The 13,067-nt window shown below is 67.5% G+C and carries 13 protein-coding genes; 8 read left to right on the top strand and 5 right to left on the bottom strand.

The window, feature by feature from the left end; all coding sequences use genetic code 11:
* Positions 1–25 precede the first annotated feature (25 nt).
* The gene (locus tag A5686_RS06850) at positions 26–463 is read left to right on the top strand and encodes an SRPBCC family protein (protein WP_067932410.1); all 438 of its coding nucleotides are present in this window, start codon (positions 26–28) and stop codon (positions 461–463) included.
* A gap of 15 nt (positions 464–478) precedes the next feature.
* Here the strand turns inward: A5686_RS06850 and A5686_RS06845 are convergent, their stop codons facing one another.
* On the bottom strand, positions 479–1,240 hold the full coding sequence (locus A5686_RS06845; protein WP_067932409.1) for an Rv3717 family N-acetylmuramoyl-L-alanine amidase: 762 nt from the start codon (positions 1,238–1,240) through the stop codon (positions 479–481).
* Between the two features lie 98 nt (positions 1,241–1,338).
* On the opposite strand from A5686_RS06845, the gene A5686_RS06840 reads away from it, so the two are divergent.
* Positions 1,339–1,683 (top strand): YbaB/EbfC family nucleoid-associated protein, encoded by a 345-nt coding sequence (locus A5686_RS06840; RefSeq protein ID WP_067932407.1) that lies wholly within the window; start codon positions 1,339–1,341, stop codon positions 1,681–1,683.
* A gap of 14 nt (positions 1,684–1,697) precedes the next feature.
* Positions 1,698–2,309, top strand: coding sequence for a recombination mediator RecR (recR, locus tag A5686_RS06835; protein ID WP_067932405.1), 612 nt, complete (start codon positions 1,698–1,700; stop codon positions 2,307–2,309).
* Between the two features lie 19 nt (positions 2,310–2,328).
* On the opposite strand, the gene A5686_RS06830 is transcribed toward recR, so the two are convergent.
* The 3 genes from A5686_RS06830 to A5686_RS06820 form a co-directional block, all read right to left on the bottom strand.
* Positions 2,329–3,648: an MFS transporter gene (locus A5686_RS06830; protein ID WP_067932403.1), complete on the bottom strand. Its 1,320-nt coding sequence runs from the start codon at positions 3,646–3,648 to the stop codon at positions 2,329–2,331.
* A gap of 107 nt (positions 3,649–3,755) precedes the next feature.
* On the bottom strand, positions 3,756–4,463 hold the full coding sequence (locus A5686_RS06825) for a type 1 glutamine amidotransferase (RefSeq protein ID WP_067932401.1): 708 nt from the start codon (positions 4,461–4,463) through the stop codon (positions 3,756–3,758).
* Positions 4,456–5,685 (bottom strand): Mur ligase family protein, encoded by a 1,230-nt coding sequence (locus A5686_RS06820; RefSeq protein WP_067932399.1) that lies wholly within the window; start codon positions 5,683–5,685, stop codon positions 4,456–4,458. Before A5686_RS06820 ends, A5686_RS06825 begins: the two co-directional genes overlap by 8 nt.
* A 217-nt stretch (positions 5,686–5,902) precedes the next feature.
* Here A5686_RS06820 and A5686_RS06815 point away from each other — a divergent pair, with 217 nt between their 5' ends.
* A complete protein-coding gene (locus A5686_RS06815; RefSeq protein WP_067932397.1) occupies positions 5,903–6,895 on the top strand; it encodes a DEDDh family exonuclease in 993 nt (330 codons plus the stop codon).
* Here the strand turns inward: A5686_RS06815 and leuA are convergent, their stop codons facing one another.
* Positions 6,896–8,761: a 2-isopropylmalate synthase gene (gene leuA, locus A5686_RS06810; RefSeq protein WP_067932395.1), complete on the bottom strand. Its 1,866-nt coding sequence runs from the start codon at positions 8,759–8,761 to the stop codon at positions 6,896–6,898.
* A 291-nt stretch (positions 8,762–9,052) separates the two neighbouring features.
* On the opposite strand from leuA, the gene A5686_RS06805 reads away from it, so the two are divergent.
* From A5686_RS06805 to A5686_RS06790, 4 genes are all read left to right on the top strand, one after another.
* Complete coding sequence (locus tag A5686_RS06805) at positions 9,053–10,318, top strand: aspartate kinase (RefSeq protein WP_067932393.1); 1,266 nt, start codon at positions 9,053–9,055, stop codon at positions 10,316–10,318.
* The gene (locus A5686_RS06800) at positions 10,319–11,362 is read left to right on the top strand and encodes an aspartate-semialdehyde dehydrogenase (RefSeq protein WP_067932391.1); all 1,044 of its coding nucleotides are present in this window, start codon (positions 10,319–10,321) and stop codon (positions 11,360–11,362) included.
* A gap of 7 nt (positions 11,363–11,369) precedes the next feature.
* A complete protein-coding gene (locus A5686_RS06795; RefSeq protein ID WP_067932389.1) occupies positions 11,370–12,527 on the top strand; it encodes a DUF4185 domain-containing protein in 1,158 nt (385 codons plus the stop codon).
* Between the two features lie 162 nt (positions 12,528–12,689).
* Positions 12,690–13,067, top strand: a 378-nt coding sequence (locus A5686_RS06790; protein WP_156749979.1) for a hypothetical protein, incomplete at its 3' end; no start/stop codon positions are given.

Raw genomic sequence — 13,067 nt, 5'->3', positions numbered from 1 at the left:
GAAAACATCATGAGGAGGGGTCGCCTTGGCACAGGTGAGCGCAGACAGCACCATCTTGATCAACGCGGAGCCTGCGGCAACCCTGGCCGCCGTCGCGGACTATCAGACTGTCCGTCCCAAGATCCTCTCCCCGCAGTACAGCGACTACCAGGTACTGCAGGGTGGGCAGGGGTCCGGCACCGTCGCCAAGTGGAAGCTGCAGGCCACCAAATCGCGGGTGCGCGACGTGCAGGTCAACGTCGATGTGGCTGGACATACCGTGATCGAAAAGGATGCGAACTCGTCGATGGTGATCAACTGGACGGTCGCTCCGGCCGGACCCGGCTCCAGCGTCACTGTGAAGACCACGTGGACCGGTGCCGGCGGTGTGAAGGGCTTCTTCGAGAAGACCTTTGCACCGTTGGGGCTCAAGAGGATTCAGGGCGAGGTGCTGGCCAATTTGAAGAAGGAACTGGAAGGCTGAGTTAGCGCCGCGCAGTCAGCGAGCCTGGCCCTGTGAGGCGAGGAAGCCCGCGACACCGCGGACCAGCGCGTCGGCGTACTTCTGCCGGCCCTCCGCGGACTCCATCAGCGTCGAGTCCGCGGGATTCTTCATGTTGCCGCACTCGACCAGGATCGACGGGTACTGCGCCAGATTCAGGCCGGTCAGGTCCGAGCGGCCGTAAAGACCGTTCTGGCCGATGTAGTTGGCCGGCGGGATCCCCGAGGCCTGCATCTGGTCGCGCATGATCCGCGCGTACTGCACCGATGGGCCCGCCTGCACCTGGTTGAGCGGCGGCGCCGAGTAGTTGACGTGGAATCCCCGGCCGGATGGCGGCCCACCGTCGGCGTGGATGGACAGGACCGCGTTGGGATGCAGCGCGTTGGCCGCATTAGCGCGTTCGTCGACACATGGTCCCAGGCCGTTGTCGTTGGCGCGGGACAGAGCGGTACGCACGCCCAGGGCGTTCAACGCGGCGCGCACGCGCAGCGCGGTGTCCCAGGTGAAGGTGTGCTCCATAAAGCCGCTGTTGGTGGCCGTCCCGCTGGTCTGGCAGTCTTTGGTGCCACCGCGACCGGTGGGCACCTGGCGGTTGATGGAGCCATCGTTGGAGCCGTTGTGTCCCGGATCGATGAAGACCACCATGCCGGCGATGTTGGATGGGACCGCCGTCGCGGTCGGCATGATCGCCGTCGAAGCAGCGGCGAGCACACCGGCCGCCAATTTGATCCCGACACGTCTGCTCAGTCGTAGGTCCACGGCGCAAAGCTAACGCCGCGCGGTCTACGCTGGGAGTTTCGAATCGCCGGAGACTCACGAGCGAAACCAACTCGAGACCAAGATGCGAGGGGATTGTCATGCAACCCGGAGGCGATATGTCGGCGCTGCTGGCCCAAGCGCAGCAGATGCAGCAAAAGCTCATGGAGGCGCAGCAACAACTGGCGAACGCCGAGGTGCATGGTCAGGCCGGTGGAGGCTTGGTCGAGGTCGTCGTCAAGGGCAGCGGCGAAGTGGTCGCGGTGAAGATCGATCCCTCCGTCGTCGACCCGTCTGACGTCGAGACCTTGCAGGACCTGATCGTCGGCGCCATGGGTGATGCGTCCAAACAGGTCACCCGGATGGCCCAGGAACGGCTGGGGTCGCTGGCGGGCGGCTTCGGCCCGCCGACAGGACAACCGCCCGCCCCGACGCAGGGACTCTAGGCCGCGCGACCAACATGTTCGAAGGACCCGTTCAGGACTTGATCGACGAGCTCGGCAGGCTGCCGGGCATCGGGCCCAAGAGCGCCCAGCGCATCGCCTTTCACCTGTTGTCGGTTGAACCGCCGGATATCGACCGGCTGACCGCGGTGCTGGCGAAGGTCCGTGACGGGGTGCGGTTCTGTGTGGTGTGCGGCAACGTCTCGGACAACGAGCGCTGCCGGATCTGCGCGGATCCCCGCCGGGACGGCTCGCAGGTGTGCGTCGTCGAGGAGCCCAAAGACGTTCAGGCCGTCGAGCGCACCCGCGAATTCCGTGGCCGCTACCACGTGCTGGGCGGTGCGCTCGATCCGTTATCCGGCGTGGGACCCGATCAGCTGCGGATCCGCGAGCTGCTGAGCCGGATCGGGGAGCGGGTCGACGACGTCGACATCACCGAGGTGATCATTGCCACCGACCCGAACACCGAAGGCGAAGCGACGGCCACCTACCTGGTGCGGATGCTGCGCGACATCCCCGGCCTGACCGTGACTCGGATCGCATCGGGGCTGCCGATGGGCGGTGACTTGGAGTTCGCTGACGAACTGACGCTCGGCCGTGCGCTCGCCGGCCGCCGGGCCATGGTTTAGAACACCGGCTCGCAAGCTCTCACGCGCCGGCCAACTCGCCGGCGTCGCTTTCGACTGCGGGCCCCGATCCCGGCAGCGGTTTGCCGGCGACTTCCGGCATGAATCGAACGGCGACCGTCCCCACCAGGCCCGCCAAGATCAGCATGTAGGCCGGCACCATGGCGCTGCCGGTGCGGGATATCAGCGCTTGAGCGATCACCGGGGTGGTTCCGCCCACGGTTGAGAGTGCGATGTTGTACGAAATTGCCAGGGCCCCATTGCGCACCCTGGTCGGGAACAGCGCGGGCAGCGCCGCGGGGGTGGTGCTGTCGAAACATAGTTCCATCAGCCCGACGAGCAGCACGCCGATGAAGATCAACGGAAAGACACCGCCGAAGCGCATCAGCAAGAATGCCGGGACCGACGCCAAAACGAGCAATCCGCAGCCAGTCCACATGATCGGTTTGACGCCGATACGGTCGGACAACATGGCGACGAACACCACTGCGGCCATCAGGATCGCCAACGTTGCGACGATTATCACCAGGCTGGGCGTATTACCCACGTGCACAACCACTTTGAGGTATGTCGGTAAGTAGCCGGTGAGCATGAAGTCGGGCACCTGTGAGGCCACCACAATTGCCGCGCAGACCACCATCGGCCTCCACTGCTCCACCACTGTGCTGCGAATCTGCTGCCAGCCGCGCTCAACTGGCGTATCGGTGTTGTCGCTCACCAGTTTGTAGGCGGGTGACTCCTCGATCCGCAGCCGCAAGTAGAGAGCGAGGACCCCCAAGGGCGCTCCCAGCAACAGCGGAATCCGCCAGCCCCACACCAGCATCGAGTGGCTTGGCAGCGAGGCCTGCAATGCGGTCACCAGCAGGCCGGCGAGCACGAAGCCGACCAGGTTGCCCAGCGGAAGGAACCCGACCATCATGCCCCGCTTGCGGTCGGGGGCCCGCTCGACCAGATAGGTCATGGCGCCGACAAACTCGCCGCCGGTAGACAGGCCTTGAAAGATCCGCGCGACCAGCAGGAGGATCGGCGCCCAGATGCCGATGGTGCTGTAGCCGGGCAGCAAGCCGGTCATGGTGGTACCCACCGCCATCAGCAGGATTGTGATCACCAGAACCCGCTTGCGCCCGACGCGATCCCCGAGCGGGCCGAGGACGAACCCGCCGAGCGGGCGCACCACATACGCCGCCGCCAGCGTGCTGAAGGTCGCGATGAGATGGACCGCGCTGACGCTATTGCCGGGATAGAAGACCTGCGCAATGGTGGTCGCGATGTAGCCGTAGACGCCGAAGTCGTACCACTCCATGAAATTGCCGATGGCAGTCGCCAGTGTGTCCCGGCGCATCGTCGAACCGGTGCCCCGGGAGTCAGTGCCTGTGCCGTGCCGGACGCGTCGGATGCTCATTGACACGTCGCGTACCCACAACTTTGCTGCACGGAACCGGTCGTGCCTCAGCGCGCGGCTAACCGCTCGCGGCGCAGCAAGTCCACCTCGGGAAGTTTTAGCGGAGCCAGCCCGCCGACCACCTGGCTGAGCAGCAGATCGGCCAGCTCCGGGTTGCGGGCCAGGCAGGGCCCGTGCATGTATGTCGCAACGACGCTGCCCTGCACCGCGCCGTCGAAGCCGTCGCCTGCCCGGTTGCCCACGCCCTTGACAACCGCGCCCAGCGGCGACGCCGCCGGACCCAGCACGGTGCCCCCTCGGTGGTTTTCGAAACCGGTGAGACGCTCGGTCAGGCCCGCCAGCAGCGGTTTGGTCGCCAGCTCGCCGATGGTGCGCGCCTCTTGCGGTGACGTCGTCGCGTCCAGCATGCCCACGCCGTCGACGCGTTCCCCGGCCGACGTTTCATACCAGTGCCCGAGCACCTGCACGGCCGCACAGATCGCCAGCACCGGAGCACCCCTTTCGGCAGCGCGCTGCAGGCCCGGGTGCTTGACCAGGTGCCGGGTGGCCAGGCGTTGCGCGTAATCCTCGGCTCCGCCCAGCGTGTAGAGATCCAACGACTCGGGCACCGCGTCGGCCAGCGTGATCTCGACGATCTCGGCGGCGATCCCGCGCAGCCGAAGTCGTTGCCGCAAGACCAGCGCGTTGCCGCCGTCGCCATAGGTGCCCATGACGTCGGGCAGCACCAACCCGATCCGCACCGTCGAGTCAGCCATGGTGCGCCAATGCTCGTTGCAGCTGCAGGAACGCGGTGTAGTTGGCGACGACCTCCACCCGCCCGGGCGGGCACGACGCGATCGCGGCGACCGTGTCGTGCACCAGGGTGTGCTCGACGCCCGCGTATGCCAGACGCACCGCCAAGTCGGTGCCGCGCTCGCCGGCGGCTACGACTTCGGTTTCATCGAAGTGCTCGAATCGCACATCCCAGAGCCACGACAAATCTTCTCCGTCGGGCACCTGGCCGTTGACCGAGATGACCACCCCGGCAACATGCTTGTCCACCATCGACAGCGCCTCCTGCCAGCCCGCCGGGTTTTTGGCCAGCAGGACGCGCACCTCGTGCGCGCCGACGCGGACGGTCCGATAACGGCCCGAGACCTCGTCGACAGCCGACACGGCCGCCACCGCCGATGCGGGATCGGCGCCCAATGCGACCGCGGCCGCGACGGCCTGGGCGGCGTTGCCCCGATTGACCGCGCCGGGCAGCGCCAGCCGCATCGGCAGGGCCAGGCCGTCGGGCCCGTAGAGGGTGTCGTCGTCGAACCACCATTGCGGGCTGGGCCGTTTGAAGTCCGCGCCGGTGGAATACCAGTGACCCCGGTCGCGGACGATGATCTCGCCGCTGCGCGGGCAGCTGACCGAGTCGTTCGACCACGAACCGCCCGCGGCCACCCAAATCACGTTGGCACTGTCGTACGCCGCCGACGTCATCAGCACGTCGTCGCAGTTGGCGACGACCACCGCCGTGGGGTGCCGGGCCAGCCCGGTGCGCAGGGTCCGCTCGATGACGTTGATCTCGCCGACCCGGTCCAGCTGGTCGCGTGAAAGGTTGAGCAGTACGACGACGCTGGGTTCGACGGCGTCGGATACGTGCGGGACGTGCATTTCGTCGACTTCGAGGGCCGCCAGGGATGCATCGCGGCTGCCGGCCAGCGCCGCGACCAGGCCGGCGTCCATGTTGGCGCCCTCGGCGTTGGTGGCGACCGCACCCAGCGTCGCCAGGGCGGCCGACGTCATCCTCGTGGTGGTGGATTTGCCGTTGGTGCCGGTGACGATGATGGTGCGCCGTCCGACGGCGAGTTGCCGGAGCACCGAGCGGTCCAGCGCCAGCGCGATGAGGCCGCCGATCATCGCCCCGGCCCCGCGCCCGGTCACCCGCGACGCCCAGCGCGCACTCGCTCCTGCGGCGAGGGCCAGACGGGCACGGGTGGTAACCACCCGGGAAGTTTAAATGCGCGCCCCCACCGGTTTCGACTTCCAGGGCGATCGCAAGCGCGGCGGTTGTCGCCGGGCGCGGCGGGTCGCCCGCGTTATTTCAGGCGATCGCAAGCGCGGCGGTTGTCGCCGGGCGCGGCGGGTCGCCCGGCGTAATTCCATCGCCCGACACGGCGCGCAACGAACAGGCGATGTCGGTCGCCCGTGCCATCCTCAGTGCATGAGCGGGGTGTCCTGGGGACGGCCGGCCAGCGAGCCGGACGGGGGCTGGGCCGTCGTCGATGTCGAGACCTCGGGCTTTCGGCCGGGTCAGGCACGGATCATCAGCGTCGCGGCGCTCGGCCTGGACGCCGACGGCAACGTCGAACATTCGGTGGTGAGCCTGCTCAACCCCGGCGTGGACCCGGGTCCCACCCACGTGCACGGCTTGACCTCCGCCATGCTGGAAGACCAGCCCCAGTTCGCCGACATCGTCGGCGACGTGGCCGAGGTGCTGCGCGGTCGCACATTGGTCGCCCACAACGTGGCGTTCGACTACGCGTTTCTTGCCGCCGAAGCAGAACTGGCCGAGACCGAGCTGCCGGTCGACAGTGTGATGTGCACCGTCGAGCTGGCCAGACGGCTGGACCTCGGCATCGACAACCTGCGGCTGGAGACGCTCGCCGCGCACTGGGGCGTCACCCAGGAGCGGCCGCACGACGCCTTCGACGATGCGATGGTGCTGACCGGCGTGCTGGCCTCGGCACTCAAGCTGGCCCGCGAAAGCGACATCTGGTTGCCGATACATCCGGTGACCCGGCGTCGCTGGCCGAACGGCCGGGTCACCCATGACGAGCTGCGACCACTCAAGGTGCTGGCGTCCCGGATGCCGTGTCCGTATCTCAACCCCGGCCCCTACGTGGGCGGCCGACCGCTTGTGCAGGGCATGCGCGTGGCGCTCGCGGCCGAGGTTGGCCGCACCCACGAGGAACTCGTGGAACGCATCCTGCATGCCGGGCTGGCCTACACCGAGGCCGTCGACCGGGAGACCTCGCTAGTCGTCTGCAACGATCCCGCTGCCGAGCAGGGCAAGGGCTACCTCGCCCGGCAACTGGGGGTGCCGGTGATCTGCGATGCGGAGTTCATGGACTACGTCGGCGCCGTCATCGGGGGCACCAGCATGGACGAATTCACCGACGCCAGCACGCTGGACCAGCAGCTGGCGCTGTTTTGATCAGCCGCGAGCGGCGCGGTTGACCGCCGACACGACCGCACGCAGCGACGCGGCGGTGATCGACGGCGCGATGCCGACTCCCCACACCGTGCGGCGCTCGCTGGACGCGTGCCCACCCGCTTCGCCCGGCTGCTCCGCGCTCGCGATCGGCACGTCCACCGACGCCTCCACATAGGCAGCGGCCTGCGCGTCGTCACCGGCGCTCATCGCGTGCTCGGAATAGTCCAGGACGGCCACGTCGAAACCGACACGGCCCAGCGCGTGGACGAACGCGGCAAGGGGGCCGTTGCCCTCCCCGCTGATCTCGGTCTCCGCGCCGTTGATCTTGACGGTCGCGGTGATGCGGGTGACGCCGCTGTCCTCCTCGGAAGCGTCGACGCGCTGTTTGATCCGCTCCAGTGGTAACACCGGGGCCAGGTACTCCTCAAAGAACGCGTCCCACATCTCCTTGGGACTGACCTCGCCGCCTTCCCCTGCTGTGCCCTCTGCGATCTTTTGGATCACCTGGGAGAACTCGATCTGCAGTCGCCGCGGCAGCGACAGGCCGTAATCGGCCTTCATGATGTAGGCCACCCCGCCCTTGCCGGACTGCGAGTTGACCCGGATCACGGCCTCGTAGGTGCGTCCGACGTCCTTGGGGTCAATCGGCAGATACGGCACCTGCCACAGCATGTCTTCGACGTCGGTGTCCGCGGCGTCCGCGTCGACCTTCATCTGGTCCAGGCCCTTGTTGATGGCATCCTGATGGCTGCCGGAGAACGCGGTATAGACCAGGTCGCCGCCGTAGGGGTGACGCTCGGGCACGGGCAGCTGGTTGCAGTATTCGACCGTGCGGCGGATCTCGTCGATGTTGGAGAAGTCGATCTGCGGGTCCACGCCGCGGGAGAACAGGTTGAGCCCCAGTGTCACCAGGCAGACGTTGCCGGTGCGCTCGCCGTTGCCGAACAGGCAGCCCTCGATGCGGTCGGCACCGGCAGAAAAGCCCAACTCCGCTGCGGCAACGGCGGTTCCGCGGTCGTTGTGCGGATGCAGGCTCAGGATGACCGATTCCCGGTTGGCCAGGTTGCGGCTCATCCACTCGATCGAGTCGGCGTAGATGTTGGGCGTGGCCATCTCGACGGTGGCGGGCAGGTTGAAGATGATCGGGTTGTCCGGCGTCGGTGCGATGATCTCGCCGACGGCGTCACACACCTGCTTGGCGTACTCCAGTTCCGTGCCGGTGTAGGACTCCGGCGAATACTCGAACCGCCACCGCGTGCCCGGACGCTTGGCGGCCTCCTCGACGCACTTGCGCGCGCCATCGGTCGCGATGGCCTGTACGGCGGCCCGGTCGGCACGAAAAACGACGCGGCGCTGCAGGATTGACGTCGAGTTGTAGAAGTGCACGATGGCCTGCGGCGCACCGGCGCACGCCTCGAAGGTGCGCTCGATCAGCTCTGGCCGGCACTGGGTCAGCACCTGGATGGTGACGTCGTCGGGGATGGCGCCGTCGGTGATGATTTCGCGGACGAAGTCGAAGTCGGTCTGGCTGGCCGACGGGAATCCCACCTCGATTTCCTTGTAGCCCATGCGGACCAGCAAATCGAACATGCGGCGCTTACGCGCCGGGCTCATGGGGTCGATCAACGCCTGGTTGCCGTCGCGCAGATCCACCGCACACCACAGCGGTGCATGAGTGATGACGCGGTCGGGCCAAGTGCGGTCGGGCAGTCGGACGGGCTCGACCTCGTCGGCGAACGGCCGGTACCGGTTGACCGGCATCGACGAGCCCCGCTGCGGATTCCAGGCGGGCTGCCCGGCGGCCGGTGGGCCGGCCGGGCGAACGATGGTTCGTGTCGAGCGGAATGCGTCGGGATTGGAAGTCACGGTGATTGCTCCGGGGATTTCAGAAGGGAAACTTCAGACCGGCGCATCGCGAACACCCGCGACGGGAAGCCGGTCTGGATCAGACCCCGTCGCGGCGTCCGAGGAGGAGCACCCGCTGCACGTTGAAAACTTTACCGCTTTTGGCGCTTAGGCAAAAATTGCGCCTAGACCGCAGCGAATGCAGGGGCGCGGGTGGGCGGTATCGCGACGTAAATCACCATGCACCGACACGTATTCTGTTGTGGACTTATAGCCGAAACCAAATGCTCAGGCCGGAGAGGCAGGAATAACGTGGCGCTCGTCGTGCAAAAGTACGGCGGATCCTCAGTGGCGAACGCCGACCGGATCCGGCGGGTGGCCGAGCGCATCGTCGCTACCAAGAAGCAGGGCAACGACGTAGTCGTCGTCGTCTCCGCGATGGGCGACACCACCGACGATTTGATGGACCTGGCCCACCAGGTGTGTCCGGCGCCGCCACCGCGGGAGCTTGACATGCTGCTGACGTCCGGCGAGCGGATCTCCAACGCATTGGTCGCAATGGCGATCGAATCGATGGGTGCGGAGGCCCGCTCGTTCACCGGCTCGCAGGCCGGGGTGATCACCACCGGAACTCATGGCAACGCCAAGATCATCGAGGTCACTCCGGGACGGCTGCAGACCGCGCTCGACGAGGGGCGCATCGTGTTGGTGGCCGGATTCCAGGGCGTCAGCCAGGACACCCGGGACGTGACCACGCTGGGCCGCGGAGGTTCGGACACCACGGCGGTGGCCCTGGCCGCGGCGCTATCCGCCGACGTCTGCGAGATCTACACCGACGTCGACGGCATCTTCAGCGCCGACCCGAGGATCGTGCACAACGCCCGCAAGCTGGACACGGTCACCTTCGAGGAAATGCTCGAGATGGCGGCTTGCGGCGCCAAAGTTCTCATGCTGCGCTGCGTGGAATATGCACGCCGCTACAACATTCCGGTGCACGTCCGGTCCTCCTATTCGGAAAACCCGGGCACCATCGTCGTCGGATCGATCAAGGACATACCCATGGAAGACCCCATTCTGACCGGAGTCGCGCACGACCGCAGCGAGGCCAAGGTGACCGTCGTCGGCATTCCCGACATCCCCGGATATGCCGCTCGGGTTTTCCGGGCGCTCGCCGATGCCGACGTGAACATCGACATGGTGTTGCAGAACGTCTCCAAGGTCGAGGACGGCAAGACCGACATCACCTTCACCTGCTCGCGCGACAGCGGACCCACCGCGGTTGCCAGGCTGGACGCCCTCCGGGAAGAGATCGGCTTCAGCCAGCTGCTCTACGACGACCACGTCGGCAAGGTGTCGCTGATCGGCGCGGGCATGCGCAGCCACCCCGGGGTCACCGCCACCTTCTGTGAGTCCCTGGCCGAGGTGGGCGTCAACATCGAGCTGATATCGACGTCCGAGATCCGCATCTCGGTGCTGTGCCGCGACACCGAACTAGATAAGGCCGTCGTGGCGTTGCACGAGGCGTTCGGGCTCGGCGGCGAGGAGTCGGCGACGGTGTATGCGGGGACGGGTAGATAGATGGTTGCCATTGGAGTTGTGGGCGCCACCGGTCAGGTCGGCCAGGTGATGCGCCGGTTGCTCGACGAGCGGGACTTCCCCGCGACGTCGGTTCGGTTTTTTGCGTCATCGCGCTCCCTAGGCCGCAAGCTGGGATTTCGCGGCCAGGAGATCGAGGTCGAAGACGCGGCGGCGGCCGACCCAAGCGGCCTGGACATCGCGCTGTTCTCCGCCGGCAAGACGATGTCGCTGGTGCAGGCGCCGCGATTCGCCGCGGCCGGGGTGACGGTGATCGACAACTCGTCGGCCTGGCGCAAGGACCCGGAAGTGCCGTTGGTGGTATCCGAGGTGAACTTCGACCGGGACGTTGGGGATGCGCGCTCGCTGGCCAAGGGCATCATCGCCAACCCGAACTGCACCACGATGGCCGCGATGCCCGCGTTGAAGGTGCTGCACGAGGAAGCCGGGCTACAACGCCTGGTGGTGTCCAGCTATCAGGCGGTATCCGGCAGCGGGGTCGCCGGGGTCGAGGAGCTGGCCACCCAGGCGCGCGCGGTCATCGACGGCGCCGAGCAGCTGGTGCACGACGGCAGCGCGGTGCAGTTCCCGGCGCCCCAGACCTATGTGGCGCCGATCGCCTTCAACGTGGTGCCGCTGGCCGGATCGCTGGTGGACGACGACTCGGGTGAGACCGACGAGGACCAGAAGCTGCGCCACGAAAGCCGCAAGATCCTCGGCATTCCCGACCTGGCCGTCAGCGGCACCTGTGTGCGGGTCCCGGTGTTCACCGGGCACTCGCTGTCGATCAACGCCGAATTCGCCCGGGCGCTCTCACCACAGCGGGCTCGCGAGCTGCTCGAGGCTGCGCCGGGCGTCAAGGTGGTCGACGTGCCGACCCCGCTGGCGGCCGCCGGCGTGGACGAATCCTTGGTCGGCCGGATCCGGCACGACCCCGGGGTACCCGACGGCCGCGGCCTGGCACTGTTCATCTCCGGTGACAACTTGCGCAAGGGGGCGGCGCTGAACACCATCCAGATCGCCGAGCTGCTGGCCGCCCAGCTGTGACAAGCGGGTGAGCATCACCCACACTCGCTTGGTCGCGCGGTGCTCACTGTTCGCCGCGTCGGCCGTCTGTTTGGTTCTGCCGCAGTGGATGAGCGTCGCGTGCGCCGACCCGGCGGCACCGGCCCCCGAGCCCGTGCTGCAGCCGCTGGCGCCCGGTCAGGTGCTGCGCATCGGTCCCAGCGCCGGAACCGGCACGCCGACCGTGGACTACGGCATCGGCGCGACGGACCTGTGCGAGTTCATCGAGTTTCCCGCCGAGTTGCTCCAAGTGTGCGGTGACAGCTTCGCCGGTGAGGGGGTCGGATTCGGCGGTTGGTACGCACCGGTCGCGTTGCGCGTCGACACCTCCTCCGTCGACGACCCCGGCGGAGTCCGCTACACCGGGGTCACCGGCGTCAGCAAACCGCTGCTGGCCGATCCCACCCCGCCCGGAACCTCGCAGCTGCCCGCCGGGGTCGTGCAGATCAACCGGCGCAACTACCTGATGGTGACGACGACCAAGAACCTCGAGCCGCAAACCTCCCGGCTGGTGACCGCCGAACCGGCGCGCTCGGGCTGGCAGACCATCCCGGGATCCAAGCGACCCGCGTCGTACCAGGGCGGCTCGCAGACCCAGATCAGCGGCTACTACGACCCGATCCCGACCCCGGACTCACCGGGCGGGTGGGTGTACATGGTCGCCGACAGTTTCACCCGCAGGGACCCGGTGCTGCTGTATCGGGCGACGCCGCAGGCGTTCACCGACCGGTCGAAGTGGCAGGGTTGGGCGGCGGGCCCGGGCGGGGGCTGGGGCAAGCCGCCGACGCCGCTGTGGCCGGACGCGGTGGGCGAATTGTGCATCCGGCAGATCGACGGCAAGGCGGTGCTGTCCTACTTCAATGCCGTCACCGGCAACATGGAGGTCCGGGTGGCCAACGACCCGACGTCGCTGGGCGACGCGCCGGTCACCACGGTGGTGCAGCACGACGAGTGGCCGGAGCCGGCCGAGAGCCTGCCGGCGCCCTACGACAACCGGCTCGCGCAACCGTATGGCGGTTACATCTCGCCCGGTTCGACGCTTGACGAGCTGCGAATCTTCGTGAGCCAGTGGGACACTCGGGCACGCGTTGCCGCGCCGTACCGGGTGATCCAGTTCGCGGTCAACCCGCTGCGGCCCGACGTCTAGGCGTTCGAGACTTGGTCTATTTCCAAACAGTGGCCCTGCTCTTGTCGCGCTTGGCGGACCCGGTGCCCGGTGGGACGATAAGCCCTGTTATGGCGTCCGGACCACGGAGGAACTGTGCGGGAGGCAAGCACCACGCCGCCACGTCGCCACGAGCTCTCGAGCATGGCGGACGACTATGCGCGGCACGCCCTCTCGCAACGCGCCTGCTTCGAGGCGACGCACCCGGCGGTGATGGCCGCAGCGGAGCGGCTTGCGGACGAGCCGGTGCTCCGCGTGTCCGATCTGGGCGCCGCCGACGGCGTTAACTCTCACGGCCTCATCCGCGATCTCGTGGCGCAGCGCGCCGGCCGGGCGCTGATCTACGCGCTCGTTGATCTCCCGACCAACGGATGGCGGGTCGCCGCCGCCCATTTGCGGGACGCCTTCGCCCATGCGGCGGACGAAAGTCCGATCGTCGTGATACCAGCGCCCGGCGAGGCCGGCCCCGGCATCGCCGACACGGGCACGGGCGCCCACTACGCGCTGCCGGAGGCCCACAGC

Source organism: Mycobacterium sp. E2479 (genome assembly GCF_001667925.1).
Taxonomy (GTDB): Bacteria; Actinomycetota; Actinomycetes; order Mycobacteriales; family Mycobacteriaceae; genus Mycobacterium.
This window is presented reverse-complemented; position numbering and strand designations above follow the sequence as displayed.